General features: G+C 71.6%; 13 protein-coding genes and 2 pseudogenes. 1 reads left to right on the top strand and 14 read right to left on the bottom strand.

Annotation, left to right across the window (positions count from 1 at the left end):
- Positions 1 to 96: pseudogene (locus tag ABTX62_RS24255) on the top strand (CDGSH iron-sulfur domain-containing protein); the annotation flags it as partial.
- A 78-nt stretch (positions 97 to 174) separates the two neighbouring features.
- Here ABTX62_RS24255 and ABTX62_RS24250 read toward each other — a convergent pair.
- From ABTX62_RS24250 to ABTX62_RS24185, 14 genes and pseudogenes are all read right to left on the bottom strand, one after another.
- Positions 175 to 456 (bottom strand): HU family DNA-binding protein, encoded by a 282-nt coding sequence (locus tag ABTX62_RS24250; RefSeq protein WP_003990598.1) that lies wholly within the window; start codon positions 454 to 456, stop codon positions 175 to 177.
- Positions 457 to 795: 339 nt separating this feature from the next.
- Positions 796 to 2,229 carry an NAD-dependent malic enzyme gene (locus tag ABTX62_RS24245; RefSeq protein ID WP_352118160.1) on the bottom strand — a complete coding sequence of 478 codons (1,434 nt, stop codon included), beginning with the start codon at positions 2,227 to 2,229 and terminating at the stop codon, positions 796 to 798.
- A 342-nt stretch (positions 2,230 to 2,571) separates the two neighbouring features.
- On the bottom strand, positions 2,572 to 4,869 hold the full coding sequence (locus tag ABTX62_RS24240) for a HelD family protein (protein ID WP_352118159.1): 2,298 nt from the start codon (positions 4,867 to 4,869) through the stop codon (positions 2,572 to 2,574).
- A gap of 126 nt (positions 4,870 to 4,995) precedes the next feature.
- Positions 4,996 to 5,829: an anti-sigma factor family protein gene (locus tag ABTX62_RS24235; protein WP_352118158.1), complete on the bottom strand. Its 834-nt coding sequence runs from the start codon at positions 5,827 to 5,829 to the stop codon at positions 4,996 to 4,998.
- On the bottom strand, positions 5,829 to 6,350 hold the full coding sequence (locus ABTX62_RS24230; RefSeq protein WP_010039908.1) for a sigma-70 family RNA polymerase sigma factor: 522 nt from the start codon (positions 6,348 to 6,350) through the stop codon (positions 5,829 to 5,831). Before ABTX62_RS24230 ends, ABTX62_RS24235 begins: the two co-directional genes overlap by 1 nt.
- Positions 6,351 to 6,703: 353 nt before the next feature.
- Complete coding sequence (locus ABTX62_RS24225; RefSeq protein WP_352118157.1) at positions 6,704 to 7,297, bottom strand: CGNR zinc finger domain-containing protein; 594 nt, start codon at positions 7,295 to 7,297, stop codon at positions 6,704 to 6,706.
- Positions 7,298 to 8,090: 793 nt separating this feature from the next.
- Positions 8,091 to 9,242: a uroporphyrinogen-III synthase gene (locus tag ABTX62_RS24220; protein WP_352118156.1), complete on the bottom strand. Its 1,152-nt coding sequence runs from the start codon at positions 9,240 to 9,242 to the stop codon at positions 8,091 to 8,093.
- 116 nt (positions 9,243 to 9,358) lie between these two features.
- Positions 9,359 to 10,744 (bottom strand): nitrate/nitrite transporter, encoded by a 1,386-nt coding sequence (locus ABTX62_RS24215; protein WP_352118155.1) that lies wholly within the window; start codon positions 10,742 to 10,744, stop codon positions 9,359 to 9,361.
- A 158-nt stretch (positions 10,745 to 10,902) separates the two neighbouring features.
- A complete protein-coding gene (locus ABTX62_RS24210) occupies positions 10,903 to 11,928 on the bottom strand; it encodes a hypothetical protein (protein WP_352118154.1) in 1,026 nt (341 codons plus the stop codon).
- 254 nt (positions 11,929 to 12,182) lie between these two features.
- Entirely contained in the window at positions 12,183 to 13,508 is a 1,326-nt protein-coding gene (locus ABTX62_RS24205) for an acyltransferase family protein (protein WP_352118153.1), read from the bottom strand.
- Positions 13,505 to 15,703, bottom strand: coding sequence for a bifunctional polysaccharide deacetylase/glycosyltransferase family 2 protein (locus ABTX62_RS24200; RefSeq protein WP_352118152.1), 2,199 nt, complete (start codon positions 15,701 to 15,703; stop codon positions 13,505 to 13,507). The genes ABTX62_RS24205 and ABTX62_RS24200 overlap by 4 nt, the downstream gene beginning before the upstream one ends.
- Before the next feature lie 537 nt (positions 15,704 to 16,240).
- Positions 16,241 to 17,158 carry a hypothetical protein gene (locus tag ABTX62_RS24195; protein WP_352118151.1) on the bottom strand — a complete coding sequence of 306 codons (918 nt, stop codon included), beginning with the start codon at positions 17,156 to 17,158 and terminating at the stop codon, positions 16,241 to 16,243.
- A 271-nt stretch (positions 17,159 to 17,429) separates the two neighbouring features.
- Positions 17,430 to 18,017, bottom strand: a pseudogene (locus tag ABTX62_RS24190) (LysR substrate-binding domain-containing protein); the annotation flags it as partial.
- A 308-nt stretch (positions 18,018 to 18,325) separates the two neighbouring features.
- The gene (locus ABTX62_RS24185) at positions 18,326 to 19,174 is read right to left on the bottom strand and encodes a hypothetical protein (protein ID WP_352118150.1); all 849 of its coding nucleotides are present in this window, start codon (positions 19,172 to 19,174) and stop codon (positions 18,326 to 18,328) included.
- Positions 19,175 to 19,178: the final 4 nt, after the last annotated feature.

Raw genomic sequence — 19,178 nt, 5'->3', positions numbered from 1 at the left:
GTGCCGAACTCCCCGTCTGACCGGTCGGCGGCGGCGCGTCGTGTCGCCGTCCAGCGCAAGGGTCCGCTGCTGATGGAGGGCCCGGTGGAGGTGGACGGCCACCCGGTTCGGGTGGCCGCCCCTTTGACGTCACTCACTGTGGTTCGTACACCGTCGGCGCACGAACAGCAGGGGTTACTTGCCCTTCGCGGCTTCCTTGAGCTTCGAGCCCGCGGAGACCTTCACGCTGTACCCGGCGGGGATCTGGATGGGCTCGCCGGTCTGCGGGTTGCGGGCGGTGCGAGCGGCACGGTGGGTGCGCTCGAAGGTCAGGAAGCCGGGGATGGTGACCTTCTCGTCGCCCTTGGAGACGATGTCGCCGACGACGTCGGCGAACGCGGCCAGCACGGCGTCGGCGTCCTTGCGGGTCACCTCGGCGCGGTCGGCCAGCGCGGCCACCAGCTCACTGCGGTTCATGTTGTTACTCCCGTGTTCATCTTGCCGTTGAGGCGTCAGATCGAAGCCGATGCTGCCAGGGTCCTCCGTGAGTCCCCGGACCCGGGTCCGTCGTCAGACCCTCGCGCCCAGGGACGCATCCTGCCTCTACCTGCGGCGGGAAAGCCAATCCGGCACCCGCAGGAGTCGTGGGAACACCTTTGGGGAGTCACACGAAAAAGAGGGCCTGAGCCTGGCGCCACGATAGCTGCGCTGCTGACAGGGTTCTTGCGACGCGCCGGGTTCCCGGCGGTCGTGGGGTTACTCACAGTCCGGAGAGCCGGTGCGCCGGGCCCTCTCGGAACCCGGCCAACCTGGGCCTCAGACGCCGGTCGGGCTGCCCGCCCCCGCGCCGACCGCCCTGGCGGCCTCCCGCACGGCGCCGGCGACCGCTCCCGCGACCTTGTCGTTGAAGACGCTCGGGATGATGTAGTTCGGGTTCAGCTCGTCCTCGGTCACCACGTCCGCGAGCGCCTTGGCGGCGGCCAGCATCATCTCGGTGTTGACCGTCCGGGACTGCGCGTCCAGCAGACCGCGGAAGACACCCGGGAAGACGAGCACGTTGTTGATCTGGTTCGGGAAGTCCGAACGGCCGGTGGCGACAACGGCCGCCGTCTGGCGGGCGATCGCCGGGTCGACCTCGGGGTCCGGGTTCGCGAGAGCGAACACGATCCCGCCGTCGGCCATGGCGGCCACGTCGTTCCCGTCGAGGACGTTCGGGGCCGAGACGCCGATGAAGACGTCGGCGCCGCGCACGGCCTCCTTGAGGGTGCCGGTGAGGCCCTCGGGGTTGGTGTTGTCGGCGATCCAGCGCAGCGCCGAGTCCGGGGCGGCGTCCACCAGGTCCTCGCGGCCCGCGTGCACGACGCCGTGGATGTCGGCGACGACGGCGTTCTTGACGCCCGCGGCGATCAGCAGCTTCAGAATGGCCGTACCGGCCGCGCCGGCGCCGGACATGACGACCCGGATGTTCTCGATCGCCCTGCCGGTGACCCGCAGTGCGTTCGTCAGCGCGGCGAGGACGACGATCGCGGTGCCGTGCTGGTCGTCGTGGAAGACGGGGATGTCGAGGGCCTCGCGCAGCCGGGCCTCGATCTCGAAGCAGCGCGGGGCGGAGATGTCCTCGAGGTTGATGCCCGCGAAGCCGGGGGCGATCGCCTTGACGATCTCGACGATCGCGTCGGTGTCCTGGGTGTCGAGGCAGATCGGCCAGGCGTCGATGCCGGCGAACCGCTTGAAGAGGGCGGCCTTGCCCTCCATGACGGGCAGCGCGGCCTTGGGGCCGATGTTGCCCAGGCCCAGCACGGCGGAACCGTCCGTCACGACCGCAACGGAGTTGCGCTTGATGGTGAGGCGGCGGGCGTCCTCGGGGTTCTCGGCGATCGCCATGCACACGCGGGCCACGCCCGGCGTGTAGACCATGGACAGGTCGTCACGGTTGCGGATGGGGTGCTTGGACGCCATCTCGATCTTGCCGCCGAGGTGCATGAGGAAGGTCCGGTCCGAGACCTTGCCCAGCGTGACGCCCTCGATGCCGCGGAGCTCCTCCACGATCTCGTCCGCGTGCGCGGTCGACGACGCCGCGATGGTGACGTCGATGCGGAGCTTCTCGTGACCGGATGCGGTGACGTCGAGGCCGGTCACCGAGCCTCCGGAGGACTCCACGGCGGTGGTGAGCTGCGAGACGGCGGTTCCGCTCGCGGGCACCTCCAGCCGGACCGTCATCGAGTAGGAGACGCTGGGCGCCGTTGCCATGGCCGACTTCCTCTGCTTTCACCTGACGCTGAGTTGTGCCGTCCGATCGTCGCACCTACCGCTGAGTAGCAGGTAGCCGCCCTCGATTGCGAACGTTTTGTTCGCGGAACGGGGTGGAAGGGGCCGGAAAAAAAGAGACCCACGTCACGGGGACGTGGGTCTCTTCCGAAGTGAGTGGCACCGACCCGCCATGCTCGCCTCGCGGCAAGTGGTCGCTCGTAGCGACGAAGGTTGGGCCCGGGGGCTTGGATCGAGCCGGTGCCACATCCAGGCTAACAAACAGATCCCGTAAGGCCATTCCCGTACCGGTAGTTCATTTCGCCGACAAGTGGGTATCGGTCCTCAGTCCCTGAGCAGATCCGGAACTCCCGCCGCGTCGGGCTCGTCCCGGTCCGCCGAGACGACCGTGAGCTGCTGGGTGGCCCGGGTCAGCGCGACATAGAGGACTCGCAGGCCGGCCGGGGACTCGTCGGCGATCTCCGCCGGGGAGACCACGACCGTCGCGTCGTACTCCAGGCCCTTCGCCTCCAGGCTGCCCAGTGCCACGACCCGGTCACCGAGACCGGCGAGCCAGCGGCGCGCCTCCTCGCGGCGCTGCATGGCGACCACCACGCCGACCGTGCCGTCGACACGTTCCAGCAGCCGGGCCGCCTCGTCGCGGACGGTCGCGCCCAGCGCGTCCTCCACGACGGTGAAGCGGGGTTCGACGCCGGTGGAGCGGACCGCCTTCGGTGACACGGAGCCGGGCATGGCGAGGGCGAGGACCTTCGCGGCCAGGTCGGCGATCTCGGCCGGGTTGCGGTAGTTCACCGTGAGCTCGAAGCGGCGGCGGGGACGGGTGCCGAGTGCCTCGTCGCGGGCCTGGGCCGCCTCGTCCGGGTCGGACCAGGAGGACTGGGCCGGGTCGCCCACGACCGTCCAGGTGGCGTGCCGGCCGCGGCGGCCGACCATGCGCCACTGCATCGGGGTGAGGTCCTGGGCCTCGTCGACGATGACGTGGGCGTACTCGACACGCTCCTGGGCGAGGCGTTCGGCGCGCTCGCGCTGCGACTCCTCGCGCACCGGCATCAGCTCCTCCAGGCCGGTGAGCTGGTCGAGCGGGTCGAGTTCACGCTTCCTGCGGGGGCGGGCCGGGGCCCCGAGGACCGCCTGGAGCTCGTCGAGCAGGGCGATGTCGTGCACCGAGCGGCCCTCGCGCCTGAGGGAGCGGGCGACCTTGCGAACCTCGCCGGAGTTGAGGATCCGCCGGGCCCAGCGGCCGAGGCGGCGTTCGTCGGCCATGGCGTCCAGGACGGCCGCCGGGGTCAGCTCCGGCCACCAGGCGTCGAGGAACGCGATGAAGGCGTCCTCGGAGGTGATGTCCTCGTCGAAGGAGGAACGCAGCTCGGCCGCGAGCTCCGGGTCGCTGTGCCGGCCGGCCGCGCCGGACCGCTCCCACAGGGCGTCCAGGAGGAGCTTGCGGGCGCGGGGGCGCAGCAGGTTCACGGGGGCGGTCCCGCCGAGGGCGGCGTGGCGGATGCCGTCCAGCTCCCGGGCTTCCAGTTCCAGACGGCGGCCGAAGGCGACCACGCGCAGCCGGGCGGGCGGATCGTTCCCCTCCAGGGCGCCGCGCGCGGCCTTCCGCAGCACCTTGAGCATGCGGGAGGAGCCCTTGGCCCGGGCCACGGAGGGGGAGTCGTAGAGCGTGGCCTCGCTGCCCTCGACCAGGGAGCCGATGGCGCGGATGGCGACCTGGCCCTCCTCGCCGAGGGAGGGCAGCACGCCCTCGGTGTAGGCGACGAGCAGCGGGGTCGGCGAGACGATCAGGATGCCCCCCGCGTAACGGCGCCGGTCCTGGTAGAGGAGGTAGGCGGCGCGGTGCAGGGCCACGGCGGTCTTGCCGGTGCCGGGGCCGCCCTCGACGTACGTCACGGAGGCGGCGGGCGCGCGGATGACCAGGTCCTGCTCGGCCTGGATGGAGGCGACGATGTCGCGCATGGTGTGGCTGCGCGCCTGGCCGAGCGCGGCCATCAGGGCGCCGTCGCCGATGACGGGCAGCTCGTCGCCGTCGAGGTACGCCGTCAGCTCGGGGCGCATCAGGTCGTCCTCGACACCGAGGACCTGGCGGCCCTTGGAGCGGATGACGCGGCGGCGGACGACACGGCCGGGGTCGACCGGGGTGGAGCGGTAGAAGGGCGCGGCGGCCGGGGCGCGCCAGTCGATGACCAGCGGGGCGTAGTCCGCGTCGAGGACGCCGATGCGGCCGATGTGCAGGGTCTCGGCGATGTCGGCGGTGTTGTCGGGGCGTACGGCCCCCTCCGCCGGCTCGATCGCGGTGTACGCCCCGTCGGGGCCCTTCTTGCCGTCCTTGCCGGTCAGCAGGTCGATACGGCCGAAGAGGAAGTCCTCGAACTCGTTGTTCAGCCGGCTGAGGTGGATGCCCGCGCGGAAGACCTGGGCGTCCCGCTCGGCCAGTGCGCCGGGGGTGCCGACCTGGCCGCGCCGGGCCGCGTCCTGCATGAGGAACTCCGCCTCGTGGATCTTCTCCTCGAGGCGCCGGTAGACCCGGTCCAGGTGTTCCTGTTCGACGCGGATCTCCCGGTCACGAACCGAATCGCGCACCGAACCGACCGCGTCTTGTCTGTGAGCCTGAACGGCCACCGGGCCCCCTTCTGACGTGCTGGGCAGCCGTCAACCGTACGCGAAGGGGAGCCCTGGAGGCTACGGGCTGGCGGGCGGGCGCGGGACCTGTCGCCCCGATGGCGCCCGCCGGGCCACCGAACGGGCCTACGCGTCGACCTCGACCAGCCGCTTGCCGTCGAAGGTCACGACCTCGAAATGGTCGATCTCGTTCGGGTCGAAGGCGGCTCCGCCCTGGACGTACAGCGGTTCCTTGGCCTTGTCGGACTTGGCGTCCGGGAGGCCGTAGCCCCACTCCGGGACGGACCAGGAGGCCAGGGTCTCGCGCTCGCCGTTCTTGCCGACCGCGACGAGGGCGCACTTGAGCGGGCCCTTGACGTTCTTGAGCTCGGTGACCACGCCCGTGCCCCAGTCCTTCTTCTGAAGGGCGACGGTGGCGGAGACCTTGGTGTTCGGATCGGTGGCGGTGATCTTGTCGGAGATGTCCTCGAAGGCGGCCTTGGCGGGGCTCGCCGCGAGCGGACGGTTCTCCGCACCGCCGCTGCCGCCGTCGCCGCCGTTGGTCGCCACCGCGACGAAGGGCCCGCCGATGATCAGCGCGCCGGCCGCGGCCACCATGTAGAAGCTGCGGCGGCGCTTCTGGGCGCGGCGGTCGGCCACCTCGTCGACCAGCTTCTCCACCAGGCGCGGGCGGGGCTTCGCGGACAGCGACTCGCCGATCGCCGGGGTGCTGCCGGAGCCGGGCAGATCGGCGAGGGCGGCGAGCATCGGCTCCATGCCGGCCAGTTCGTCGAGCTGCTGGGCGCACCATTCGCAGGTGGCGAGGTGGGCTTCGAAAGCGGTCGCCTCGGCGTCGTCGAGGATGCCGAGGGCGTAGGCGCCGACGGTCTCGTGCTCGTTCGGCACCGGAGATTCCTGCATGGGTCCAGACATACCCATGCCTCCCGTGCCGAATCCCTGGTTACCCCCGTAAACACTCATCACGCCGTCACCCCCCGCTCCTCCAGTGCCAGCTTCATGGAACGCAGGGCGTAGAACACCCTGGAGCGGACGGTTCCGCTGGGTATGCCCAGAGTCTCGGCCGCCTCATTGACGGTACGCCCCTTGAAGTACGTCTCGACGAGCACCTCCCGGTGGGCGGGGGTCAGGTCGTCGAGTGCGTCCGAGAGAGTCATCAGCCACAGCGCCTTGTCGATCTCGTCCTCCGCGGGGATGACCTCCAGCGGCGACGGGTCGACCTCCTGCGGCCGGGCCTGCCGGCTGCGGTGGCCGTCGATGACGATGCGCCGGGCGACCGTCACCAGCCAGGGGCGTACCGATCCGGTCGCCCGATTGAGCTGACCGGCGTTCTTCCAGGCACGGATGAGCGTCTCCTGGACGACGTCCTCGGCGCGCTGCCGGTCTCCGGCGACCAGGCGCAGGACATATGCCAGAAGGGGTCCGGCGTGTTCGCGATAGAGCGCACGCATCAGCTCCTCGTCGGGTTCCGAGGGCTGGGACATGCGATGTCGGGCCCTCGGTGCACGTTCATTGGCCACGACGGAATCCTTGCGCACGCCCACCTCCGGTGTCCGGGGGTTCCCCCAGTCGGTCGCTCCACAAGCCGTACGGACGGGAGCGGTTGGGCGTTCAAGGAGACCCGACAGATTTCTTCGGAGTGACGTGACGAGGGGGGACATGGGTGCACATTCCCACCCCGCGTTCTTTACATTTCCGCCACATCGGCAAGATCAAGCCAGGCCTTCCCTACGGTGGCGTAGGTAAACGACGTGTAATCGAAATCACTTTGCCGCCACCCCCGCAGAAGTCGCATTTAGGACAGGGAAATTGAGTGCACGGACCACTCAATTCCGTTTCACGCGCGGGCGAGTGCCGCGCGCCGACGATGCCGGGCGACTCGTTCGCGGTTCCCGCAGACCTCACTGGAGCACCAACGCCGCCTCCGTCCCCGGGAGGTGTCGAGGTACACGATGGGGCAGTTGTCCCCTTCGCACTGGCGCAGGGCCGCGCGGGCGGCGGGGTCGGTCAGCAGGTCCACGGCGTCCCGGGCGACGACCGCGAGCAGGGCGGCGCAGCCGGGCGGAGCGTCCAACCGCCGCAGCAACTGGCCGTCTTCACCGCGGACCGCGCGCGGGGCCGGGGGCGCGGTGCGGGCCAGGTCGTTGACGCGGGCGAGGGCCAGGTCGTACGTGGCGACTCCGGGTCTCGGCCGGCAGCGCACCAACCGGTCGATCTGACCCCGCAGTTCACGGAAGGCGAGCAGCCAGCCGGTGTCGGCGTGGGCCAGGGCGGTGTCCGCGGGGACGAGTCCGGAGCCGGTGATCCAGGCGCGCAGCACGTCGACGGAGCCGAGCCGCTCCTCCGGGTGCGTGGTGGAGAGCAGGTCCAGGCAGATCCGCCCGGCGTCGAAGCGCAGCTCGTACGGGGCCGTGGCCGTACCCAGTGCCATGTGCCTGTCACCGCCTAGGGGTTCACCCCGGTCGCGAGGGCTTCGGTGAGACGCCGGTGAGAGGACCGGGAAACCGTTCCCTCTTACAGTGCCTGCCCGCGCCGACGCCGAAAACCCCTCACGCACACCTCGCCCCGGCGACCGCCCGGCGGCGCCCTCGTTCAGGCCACGCCCGGACCGGCCGGCCGACCGGCCCGGTGGCCGGACGCGACCGGACCGCCCATCAGCAGCAGGCTCAGCACCAGCAGCTTCTTGCGCCCGCCCGCACCGCGAGCACACGCACCGGCCGTGGGGACACCCGCCGGACCCCACCTTCCGAAGCCGAACCGTCCCCGGGACGGCCGTCCCCGGGCCACCCCGCGCGCACCATGCCACGCCCCGGCGGGCACTGGCCGGACTCCGCCTCCCCGCCGCCCGGTGAGGCTCCCCGAGTCGACCCACCCACGGCACCACCCCAGGCCCGACTCCCCCAAGCCGCCCCACACCCACCACCGGCGCCACACCCCGGCAGGCACCCACCGGACACCACGTCCCCGAACACCACCCCGGCAGACTCCCCGAGTCGACCCACCCACCGGCACCACCCCAGGCCCGACTCCCCCAAGCCGCCCCACCCCACCACCGGCGCCACACCCCGGCAGGCACCCACCGGACACCACGTCCCCGAACACCACCCCGGCAGACTCCCCGAGTCGACCCACCCACGGGGGCACCCGGCCCAGCTCCCCAAGGCCCGGCCCACGCGCCCAGCAGGGCCACATCCGGCGTGTTCTGGATCAACCTCCGGGCGGACTCACGCGTCCGCGTACTTCGTTTCGGCGCTGGGGTCCAGGGCCAGGCGGTAGCCGCGTTTGACCACCGTCTGGATCAGCTTCGGGGCGCCGAGGGCCGTGCGGAGGCGGGCCATGGCCGTCTCCACCGCGTGTTCGTCGCGGCCGGAGCCGGGCAGGGCGCGCAGGAGGTCGGCGCGCGCGACGACCCAGCCGGGACGGCGGGAGAGGGCGCGCAGGAGGGACATGCCGGCGGGCGGGACCGGTTTGAGGTCGCCGTCGACCAGGACGGCGTGGCCGCGGATCTCCACGCGGTGCCCGGCGACCGGGAAGGAGCGTGCCCGCGCGGGCAGTTCCTGGCACAGGAGCTGGACCAGGGGGCCGAGGCGGAAGCGTTCGGGCTGGACCGTGTCGATGCCGCGGGACTGCAGGGGCAAGGCAGTGACCGGGCCGACGCAGGCCGACAGCACGTCGTGGCCGAGCGCCGTCAGCACCTCGTCGAGCAGTCCGCGTTCCTCCGCCCGGGACAGGAGGGAGGCCGCGGCCGGGGCACTGGTGAAGGTCACCGCGTCCACGGCCCGGGCGACCGTCGCGTCCAGCAGGCGGTCGACCGGTGTGATGTCCTCCGGCGGCATCCAGCGGTACACGGGCACCCCGACCACCTCGGCCCCGCCCGCCCGCAGCGCCTCCACGAAGCCGGGCAGCGGCTCACCGTGCAGCTGGATCGCGATGCGCAGGCCGTCGACGCCCTCCTCCAGCAGCCGGTCCAGCACCTCCGCCATGGACTCCGACGACGGCGACCACTCCTCCGTCAGGCCGGCGGCCCGGACCGCGCCTTTGACCTTCGGCCCGCGCGCCAGGATCCGTACGCCGCCCAGCCGCGCCAGCAGCTCCTCCCCCAGCCCCCAGCCGTCGGCGGCCTCGACCCAGCCCCGGAAGCCGATCGCGGTCGTCGCCACGACGATGTCCGGCAGCCGCTCGACGATCTCCTTCGTCGCGGCCAGCAGTTCGCTGTCGTCGGCGAGCGGCACGATGCGCAGGGCAGGGGCGTGCAGGACGGCGGCACCGCGTCGCTGCAGCAGCGCCCCGAGCTCATCGGCCCGGCGCGCGGCCGTCACACCCACGGTGAAACCCGCCAGGGGACCGTGGTCCGGTCGCTGTTCTTCCTCGTACATGGCTCTCGTCCCGCACTCGAGTCGTCGTACTTATGGGTACGGCGTACCTACATGCCGATCGAGCCTGTCAACGGCTCGTGACAGGCCCGGATCGGCTTGATGACGACGGTGTTACGTCACACCCTGGCGTAGCTGAGCTGCGGCTCCGCCTCCGAGGTCGCCGTCGTGGCGGGTACCCGGGGTGCCGTGCGGCGAAGGTATACGGCCCAGGTGACCAGGAAGCAGACCGCGTAGAAGGCGAGGAAGGCGACGAAGGCGCCGGTGCCGGAGCCGTAGGAGAGGAAGGACTGGCGGAAGGCCAGGTTGATGCCGACGCCGCCGAGCGCGCCCACCGCGCCGATGAGTCCCATGGAGGCGCCGGAGAGGCGACGCCCGTAAGCAGCGGCCGCTTCACCCTTCAGCCCCTTGGCGAGGGCCTTGTTCTGGAAGATGCCCGGGATCATCTTGAACGTCGAGCCGTTGCCGATGCCGGTGAGCACGAACAGCACCACGAACGCGACGGTGAACAGTGCCAGCGACTTCTCCATGCTGGCGGAGATGAGGACGGCGGTCGCCGCGCCCATGCTGACGTAGTTCCACAGCGTGATCTTCGCACCGCCGTACTTGTCGGCCATCCAGCCGCCCAGGGGACGGATCAGCGAGCCGAGGAGCGGACCGATGAAGGTGACGTACGCGGCCTCCAGCGGGGTGCGTCCGAACTGGTTCGTCAGGACCTGCCCGAAGGCGAAGCTGTATCCGATGAACGACCCGAAGGTGCCGATGTAGAGGAACGACATGATCCAGGTGTGCGGGTCCCGCGCGGCGTCCTTGGCGGCGCCGGTGTCGTTCTTCACGTTCTCGATGTTGTCCATGAAGAGCGCGGCCAGGACGGCGGCGACGACGATCAGCGGGATGTAGATCCCGAGCAGCACGCGCGGGCCGCCGCCGGCGCCGATGATCGCGAGCGCGGCGAGCTGGATCACCGGTACGCCGATGTTGCCGCCGCCCGCGTTCAAGCCGAGGGCCCAGCCCTTCTTCCGCAGCGGGAAGAAGGCGTTGATGTTGGTCATGGAGGAGGCGAAGTTGCCGCCGCCGATGCCGGCCAGCAGGCCGACGAGCAGGAACGTGGAGAAGGAGGTCCCCGGCTCCATCACGGCGAACGCGGCGACGGTCGGGACCAGCAGGAGGCTCGCGGAGATGATCGTCCAGTTCCGTCCGCCGAAGATCGCCACGGCGAAGGTGTAGGGGACGCGGACGACGGCGCCGACCAGCGTGACCATCGAGGTCAGCATGAACTTGTCGGCCGGGCTCAGCCCGTACTCCGGGCCCATGAACAGCACCAGCACGGACCACAGGGTCCAGATCGAGAAGCCGATGTGCTCGGACAGTACGGAGAAGAAGAGGTTCCGTCGGGCGACCTTCTCCCCGGTCTCCTTCCAGAATGTCTCGTTCTCGGGATCCCAGTGCCGGATCCAGCGTCCGCCCTTGCTCGGGGGTACGGGTGCCGTGCCAGGGCCTGTCATGACGCCTCCACTGTGCTCCGGGGCTCGGTCGTACTTCGTGCGACTGACCCCGAAGGTAGGGAGGACGCGTTTCCTGCCTGTGGCACCGGGTGACCGCGAGGGAACTTTGCTCTCACCCCGGGCTCGGACGGGATGAGAGGTTACGGGAGCTTTCCGTGTCAGTGCTGCGGGGGCTGCCCGTGCGGGTGCTGGGGGCGCTGGGGGTGGGGCTGGTCGTACGGCTGGTTGTAAGGGCCGGGAGGCTGCGCCCCGGAGGAGCCGGGCGCGGGATGGCTCTGGTGCGCGGCCGGTGAGGGCTGCGCCGGGTACGGGCCGGGCACGGGCGGACCACCGTAGGGACCGGGGGCGGCCGGGCCCGGGTACGTGCCCGGCGCGGGCGGACCACCGTAGGGACCGGGGGCGGCCGGGCCCGGGTACGTGCCCGGCGCGGGCGGACCACCGTAGGGACCGGGGGCGGGCTGCCGGCCGTCGTACGGTCCGGGAGTCGGCTGGGCATACGGGCCGGGGGCCTGCGGCGCATACGGGCCGGGGGCCTGCGGCGCATACGGCCCGCCCCCGAACGGATTGCCCTGCCCCGGCGGCTGCGCCCCGGGCGGCAGGTATCGCAGCCGCCCGTTCTCGTCGTTCACCGGCACGAAGCCGGCCGCCCGCAGCCGGGCCGCGAACTTGGCGTTGCGCTTGCGCGTGACCCCGAGACCGATGCCGAAGATCGCCATGAACACCAGCCACACCGCACCGGCCGCGATGAAGTCGGCGGACTCACCCCCGAAACGGAAGCCGAGGATCACGCAGCCGAGGGTGACGCCCAGGGCCCCGTACGCCATGCGTTTCTCGGCGTGCTTGCCGGTGAGGTCGAAGTTGATGCGGGTCTTGAGCAGTTCGAAGGCGTCGGGCACGAGCGGCGGCAGGGAGACACCGTCCGCCGCGTTGGGGTACTGCGCCCAGTTCTGCCCGGCCCTGGCCCTTGCCTGCGGGCCGGGGTCGGGCATGAGCACCATGGTGAGCGCGCCGTTGCGGCCGCTGCTCTGGCGGACGTCGGCGTACTCGTAACCGAACTGCTGGGCCACGCAGGCCAGCCGGGCGAGCTTCTTCACGGACGCCATCGGGCTGGTGAGTTCGACCGGTTCCCCGCTCGCCATCAGCCGCAGCATCTGCCGCATCTGCCGCATCTGCCGCTTACTCATCCCACCGCTCCCCCGGCCACCCACTGGGCGCAGTTATTCACATGCGCAACTCGGGCAGTTTTCCACACCGGCGAGCCCTGGGGGTACGGGGTCCCGTTACTCTCTTGCGGACCCCACCTGGGAAGGGGGACCGGCGGGCTGACCGGGCTGATGCTGCCGGTGATCCTGTTCGGCATGGTGCGGGGGAACGAGGACACGCCCCTGGTCGGTCCGGGAGCGGCGGGCGCGCAAGGTGCTGGCCGTGCCGGGTCAGCTTAGCCTCCGGGTGTCGAGCGTCTCCGGCTGCCGCGAGCCCTCACCCGAGGCGCACCGTTCGGCCACAACCGGGGTTTCCGCTTCGCCGCGACGTCCTCGATCCAGCCGAACGCGAGGATCGCCGCGCCGATCAGGGGCCAGACCAGGACGAACATCCAGATCGTGTACGTGGCGTCCAGGGCGGACACCCCGCTGTCGCTCTGGAGGAACGGCAGTTCGTAGAGCAGGTCGAGGATCGGGATCGTGGCCATGATGAGGCAGTTGTGCCAGAGGTAGATCGTGACCGCGCGGTTGTTGGAGAGGGTCACGAGCTTGTCCCACCTGGCCAGGCGGCCCGGGAGTTCGCGCCAGGACGGGGAGTACTCGAGAAGGACGACCACGAAGCCGAAGGACCAGGCCGCCTGGGCCAGGGGGATGTCGTTGAGGTCCCAGCCGTCGGGGCCCAGGTGACCCGAGGCCCACCACAGGCCGAACGCCATGAGCAGGGCCGCGCAGGAGATCGACAGGTAGCGGGGGATCCGCTTGAGCAGGCCCTCGTGGTGGGCGAAGCCCAGGATCCAGCAGCCGCCGTAGACCGCGAAGTCGGTCACCGCGTTGCCCGTCTCGCCGGGGATCTTCACCAGACCCGTGCCGACGACCGCCGTGAGGCCCAGCGGCGCCAGCAGCGTCGGCCACGGTGCCCGGCGGAACGCCCACAACAGCAGCGGGGAGGCGATGACGAACCAGAGGTAGGCCCGCAGGTACCACAGCGGACCGGCCGCCTGCACCGCCCAGGTGTCCTCCAGCAGGCCGGACTTGGCGCCGAGGTGCCAGGGGAAGGGCGGGGCGCCCACGGGGAAGAAGTAGTTGGCCAGATCGACGAGGGCCCAGGCACCGCCGTGGTCCGGGTCCTTCAGCGGGTTCCAGCCGGCCGCGAACAGCATCGTCAGCACCACCACGCTGAACACCCAGAGCGGGGGCAGGAGCCGGCGGATCCGGCCCCGGACCACACCGAGCGCCGGGCGGTTCAGCGAGCGCGCCATCAGGGAGCCCGCCAGCGCGAACATCACGCCCATCGACGGGAACAGCACCGTCAGCCACGCCCAGCCGAACAGGTGGTACACGACGACACGGACCAGGGCGATCGAGCGCAGCAGGTCGAGGTAACGGTCACGGCCGCCGCCCTGGCGCGCCGGCGGGGTGGGAGCGGTCGCAGTGGGGGTGGTCGCCGCGTCGGTGCCGCCCTCCGGTGCGGGGCCGGTCGTGCGCTGCTGCGGCATGCCGTAGGGCGCCCCCGGCATGCCGGACGCCGCCGAGGACGTGGGGATCGGGTTTCCGTGGGTCATGCCACCGGCCTCCGCTCGGAGCTGTTCTGGGACCGCTGGCGCGGCACGGGCCCGCCGCCGGGCGCGTCGACCACACCGGTGCGCCGCAGCTTCTGCCAGCGCAACCGGCCGCCGGTCAGGGCGGTGATCCAGGACTGGAGCAGTACGACGTACATGAGCTGGCGGTACAGGATCTGCTGCAGGGGCAGCGAGATGAGATGCGTCATGCGCTCGCGGTCGAGCCGGAAGGCGTAGGCCGCGCAGACCGCCTGGATGGCCAGGACGCCGAGCCACGCCATGATCGTCTTCTGGGTGGGGCCGAACACGAGGCCGTAGACGAGGAACACGTCGATCAGCGGGGCCAGCAGGGGCGCCACGACCATGAAGAGGGACACCATCGGCAGGCCGACGCGGCCGAAGCGGCCCGAGGGGCCCTTGTCCACCAGGGCCCGGCGGTGTTTCCAGATGGCCTGCATGGTGCCGTACGACCAGCGGTAGCGCTGGGACCACAGCTGCTGGACCGTCTCCGGCGCCTCGGTCCAGGCACGGGCGTTCTCCGCGTAGACCACGCGCCAGCCGTCGCGGTGCAGGGCCATGGTGATGTCGGTGTCCTCGGCGAGGGTGTCGTCGCTCATGCCGCCGACCCGTTCCAGCGCGCTGCGGCGGAAGGCTCCGACCGCTCCGGGGATCGTCGGCATGCAGCGCAGCACGTCGTACATCCGGCGGTCGAGGTTGAAGCCCATCACGTATTCGATGTGCTGCCAGGCGCCGATGAGGCTGTCCTTGTTGCCGACCTTGGCGTTGCCCGCCACCGCGCCCACGCGCGGGTCGCCGAAGGGCTGCACCAGTTCACGCACCGTGGACGGTTCGAAGACCGTGTCGCCGTCCATCATCACGATCAGGTCGTGGCGGGCGTTGGCCACACCGCGGTTGAGCGCGGCCGGCTTGCCCGCGTTGAGCTGGCGGACGACCCGGACGTTCGGCAGGCCCATGGCCTCGACGATCCGTGACGTGCCGTCGGAGGAGCCGTCGTCGATGACGAGGACCTCGAGGGGATGGTCACTCTCGGCGAGGGAACGGACCGTGTTCTCGATGCACTTGGCCTCGTTGTACGCCGGGACCAGAACCGACACCGGTTCGGTGATCGGCGCTCCCCAGCGGAAGCCGCGGCGGCGCACCCGGCGTGCGTGCACCCCGGAGAGCAGCAGCATCAGCACGAAACGGCCGATGACGAGGGTGCCGACGATCGCGAGTCCGACGACCAGCCCGTCGGTGAGGTGCTCCGAGGCCTGGACCAGGAAGATCCACGCCGTGCCCTTCCACCGGTCGAGGCCGGTGACGCGGGAGTGCGCGCTCGGGGCGTCGAGGGCCTCGGTGAGGTTGCTGAACGCGTAGCCCTTCTCGCGCAGGTCGGGCAGCATGCGGCTCAGTGCCTCGACGGTCTGGTGGCGGTCGCCGCCGGAGTCGTGCATCAGGACGATCGCGCCTTCGCCGCCCTTGGGCGTGGCGCGTCGGACGATCTCGGCGACACCGGGCTTGCGCCAGTCCTCGCTGTCGGTGTTGTTGACGACGGTGATGTAGCCGCGGCGGCCGATGTACTCGGTCACCGGCCAGGACCTGTTGTCCATGGCGGCTGCGAAGGAGGAGTACGGCGGCCGGAAGAGGGAGGTACGGATGCCCGCCGCGCCCGAGAGGGCGAGCTGGTTCTGGGACAGTTCCCAGTCGATGCGCTTCTTGGACTGGTAGGACAGGTCGGGGTGGTTGAAGGTGTGCAGGCCGACCTCGTGGCCTTCGTCGACCATGCGCTGGACCAGGTCGGGGTAGCGCGAGGCCATGGTGCCGGTGACGAAGAAGACCGCGTGTGCGTCGTGCTTCTTCAGAACGTCCAGGATTTTCGGCGTCCAGACCGGGTCGGGGCCGTCGTCGAAGGTGAGCACCAGGCGGCGGTCGGGCACACGCAGGCTCTCGGTGCGGCCGCTGCGGGTGTCGATGACGGGCCCGCCTCTCCTGATCTTCTCCGGCACCTGGTCGGTGGCGGCGGGCGGCCGGACCCGGTGGTCGGCGAGGATCTCGCTGTGCACGTAGCCGCGCAGCATGAGCATCGCCATCAGCGCGACGAGGACGAGCAGGGGCAGGAGCAGGCGCAGCGGCAGGCGGCGCCTGGAGCCGCCGCGGGCTCGGGGCGACGGCCCGGAACGGCGGGTACGGGATGCCATGGGTGGTGGTACTCCGGGTGGTGCGGGATGGGGTGCTGCGGGAAGGGTGAGTGGTACGGGGACGGTGAGTGGTACGGGGACGGTGAGTGGCACGGGGACGCGGGGTGATTCGGGGATCTCAGTGCCGCGGGGACGGGGACGGGTGGGTGATGGTCGGGGATTACGGTGCTGCGGGCACGGTGGGTGATGCCGGACGACGGTGCTGCGAGGACGGTGGGGCGCGGGGGGCGTGTCGGCGGGCTCCGCGGCACCGTCGGTGGGTCCCTCAGTCCCCAGCGGAGCCGGGAGCCCGGGGTCGGCGAGTGAGGGGCGCCGGAGCGCCATCCCCCGGCCTCCCTCCGGGGGCGACCTGGCAGGCACCGCTCGCGCGGCCGGGACCAGCGCTGATGGCGGGGAAGGATCACCGGCTCGCGATGCTCGGCAGGGCGCCTCGCCGCGTCGTCGCATCCGGGTGCGTCCCGTGGGCGGGCGATGCTCCGCCGTGCGCACCGCACCGGACGCCGGGAGATGTCCGGCAAGCCGTTCCGGCCGCCGGCACTAGACGGCGGGCGTCGGTTCGGCGTTCGGCGTCTCGAGCGGGCCTTCGGCGACCGTGCCGGTGCCGTCGCTGTCGTCGGCGCCCAAGGTTTCGGTCGGCTCGGGCGTGGGCTCGACCGTCGGCGTCGGGTCGGGGACCGGGGTGGTCGGCGGGTCGGCGGGCTTGGTCGGGGCCGGGTCGGTCACGCCGGTGCCCGGGTCCGGTGTGGTCCGAGCCGCGGTCGGCGAGGGGCGTGCCGTCGCGCCGCGGCGGCCGGGTTCGGCGGTGGCGGCGGGTTCGACGGCGCCGGCATCGGGCGAGGGTGACGTGGCCTCGTCGGCCGTCGGCGCGCTGCCCGGGGCGGTGACGCCGGTGCCGGTGCTGGTGCCGGCGGCCGGGTCCGACTGCTTGGGCAGCGGCGGGGTGTCGACCTGCCCGGCCGACGGATCCTGCTTCTGGCCCGGTACGGGCAGCCAGGGCGCGTTGGAGTTGCCCGACAGCAGCGTGGCGACGATGACGACGGCGTAGACCCCGCAGACCAGGGCGATGACTATGCCGATGCGGCGGAAGCGGCGGCTGCGGCGGCCCGACTCGTCGACGAAGACCGGCCGGTCGGCGGGGGCCGGGCCCGCGCCGATGCCTTCCTCGACCCGCCGCACGAGCCCGTCCCCGAGTTGTACGGCGTCGAGCTGGATGGTGACCTCGTGCGGGTCGTGGGTGTGCCCGGTGGAGCCGGGGGTCCCTGCCGGGTCGTGGGTGCTCCCGACCGAGTGGGCGTCCTCCTGCCAGGGGTCGCGGACCGTGGTCCAGGACTCGGTGACCGAGTCGGACGAACGGAACGAGTCGGCCTCGCCCTCGCTCTGCCGGGGGATGCCGCGCAGTGTCTCCGTACCGGCGGGCAGCCGGTAGCCGCTCGCCCGGTCGTCACCGTCGCGCACCTGGGTGGCCTTCCGGTCCCGGACGCTGCCGTCCGCAGGGAGTTTCCCGGTCGCCGACGCGACCTCGGGCCACTCTGGTTGGGCGTCTTCTCGCCAACTTCTCACACGCACGCACTTCCCCCCACGGGATGGTTCGGGTGCGCGTACGACCTGAACACCCGTCGTCGGAACGGGCCCCCACCCGTCCGAGCGCCCCCTACTACCACACCGTGCTCAGGCGTTGAATGTAGCGCACGGGGAGGTTGTGTGTGAGCGCGGGTATCGAATCGTGTCAGCCGTGAGACGTCATGAGGACATCGTCACCGGCCGGAATCCATCCCCCGGTGGGCCGCCGCAGCCATCCCTCCTCGGCGGCGAGCCGGGCCGCCGCCCGCCGCAGCGCGTCGAACGCGGGGTGGGTCAGCCCCTTGCGCCACACCAGGGACAGCGGGGACAGCGGAACGGGGTCGATCAGGGGCCGCACCACCGTCGACGGCAGTGCCGGGAAGCCCACGACGGCCAGAATCGGATGGCGCGTTCTGGCCATGATCCGCTGGAACTCCTCCTCCCCGACGGCCAGCGGCGCGGGTGGCGCGATCTCGATGCCCCGGCCCTCGAACAGCAGCCGGGCGAGGCCGGTCCACTCCGGCGTGCGCGGATTGCCGGCGCCCGCGTAGACGGTCTCGCCGGCCAGCCCGGCGAGCGGCACCGCCTCCAGAGCGGCCAGCCGGTGGTCCTCGGGCAGCACGACCGCCATCGGCTCGTACCGCACGGGCAGGTGGTCGAGCCCCGCCCGCAGCGCCGGGTCCAGCCCGGCGAAACGTCCGAACGACGCGTCCAGCCGGCCCGCGAGCAGTTCACCGGCGGCTCCGGTCAGGCCGTGCCCGGGGCCCGGGCTCACAGGGTCCACGCTCGGGAGGCCCTGCCATCAAGAGACCCGGGCTCAGGAGCCACCGGCTAAGGGGTCCTTTCACTATGAGCGTCCGATCAGGTCGCGTGGTCTGGTGCCGTGCATCGCAAGGCGCCGGAGCGCCCATGTAGCGGAGCTACCTGGGCGTTTCGGCAACGCGGCGAGGTGCGGTGCCAGGCCGTGCGACCCGGACGGGCATAGTGAAAGGACCCCTAAGGGCGCCCGGGGCCAGGGGCCGGCTGCTTCAGGTCTCATGGGCGGATGGTTTTCAGAGAGCTCTACAACCCGCCCGGCTGACCTTCCGCACCGTTGTAACCTTCCGCACCCTTGTAACCCTCCGCGCCCTTGTAATCCTCCGCACCCTTGTAACCCTCCGCGCCGGCCGGTGCCGGAGCCTGTCCCACCCGGTGACGTGGAACCGAACGCATCGGCGGGCGGGTGAGTGTGATCTGGCGCACCACCTGCTGGAAGCAGGCGAGGGCGGCGAGGCCGGGCAGGGCCGCCGCCGCGATGCCGAGGATCGTCCGCGGTGCCTGGACGACGCACAGCAGCACGGCGATGCACGAGAAGACCACCACCACACACCACGAGTGCACGGCACGGCGCTGGTGCAGGGCGGCCCGCAGGACGGACAGGCAGCCCACCAGCCACGGCCCGTACACCAGCAGGGGCCACCAGGTGCGCAGACCCCGCGCCGCGGGGGACACCGCGACCAGGCGCAGGGGGTCGTAGGCGACGATGCCGCTCAGGAGGCTCACCGCGGAGGCGATGACGGCCGCCAGGGCGGCGACGAGGAAGCTGGTGGTGCGCAGTGCGCGCGAGGCCTTGCGGATCCGGACCTTGCGGTGACGCCGGGGGACCTCCCGCACGGGCGGAAGCTCCTCGGTGATGTCCTGGAGCCGCCGCATGTGGGTGGCCGGGACGGAGACCGGCGCCGGCTCCGCGGCCTCGTCCGGGTCCTTGTCACGGGGAGTGGGGATCCTCGCCGCCTGCTCCCCGAGGGCCTCCTCGAGGATGAACGCCAGTTCCTCGGCGGGGTCCCAGGTCGGGTCCGGCGGGGTCAGGGGGGTGATGAAATCCCGGGCCGGAGCCCGATGCCGGCCAGTGCCCTCAACTTTGTCGTACATAACG

This window comes from Streptomyces sp. NPDC096046, from assembly GCF_040303285.1.
GTDB lineage: Bacteria > Actinomycetota > Actinomycetes > Streptomycetales > Streptomycetaceae > Streptomyces.
The sequence above is the reverse complement of the archived record's forward strand: the minus strand, read 5'-3'. Positions and strand labels throughout refer to the sequence as shown.

Coding starts and splice junctions, on each gene's coding strand:
- ABTX62_RS24250 (WP_003990598.1), bottom strand. CDS start 456: ATGAACCGCAGTGAGCTGGTGGCCGCGCTGGCCGACCGCGCCGAGGTG.
- ABTX62_RS24245 (WP_352118160.1), bottom strand. CDS start 2,229: ATGGCAACGGCGCCCAGCGTCTCCTACTCGATGACGGTCCGGCTGGAG.
- ABTX62_RS24230 (WP_010039908.1), bottom strand. CDS start 6,350: ATGTCCCAGCCCTCGGAACCCGACGAGGAGCTGATGCGTGCGCTCTAT.
- ABTX62_RS24215 (WP_352118155.1), bottom strand. CDS start 10,744: ATGACAGGCCCTGGCACGGCACCCGTACCCCCGAGCAAGGGCGGACGC.
- ABTX62_RS24235 (WP_352118158.1), bottom strand. CDS start 5,829: ATGAGTGTTTACGGGGGTAACCAGGGATTCGGCACGGGAGGCATGGGT.
- ABTX62_RS24225 (WP_352118157.1), bottom strand. CDS start 7,297: ATGGCACTGGGTACGGCCACGGCCCCGTACGAGCTGCGCTTCGACGCC.
- ABTX62_RS24220 (WP_352118156.1), bottom strand. CDS start 9,242: ATGTACGAGGAAGAACAGCGACCGGACCACGGTCCCCTGGCGGGTTTC.
- ABTX62_RS24205 (WP_352118153.1), bottom strand. CDS start 13,508: ATGACCCACGGAAACCCGATCCCCACGTCCTCGGCGGCGTCCGGCATG.
- ABTX62_RS24210 (WP_352118154.1), bottom strand. CDS start 11,928: ATGAGTAAGCGGCAGATGCGGCAGATGCGGCAGATGCTGCGGCTGATG.
- ABTX62_RS24200 (WP_352118152.1), bottom strand. CDS start 15,703: ATGGCATCCCGTACCCGCCGTTCCGGGCCGTCGCCCCGAGCCCGCGGC.
- ABTX62_RS24185 (WP_352118150.1), bottom strand. CDS start 19,174: ATGTACGACAAAGTTGAGGGCACTGGCCGGCATCGGGCTCCGGCCCGG.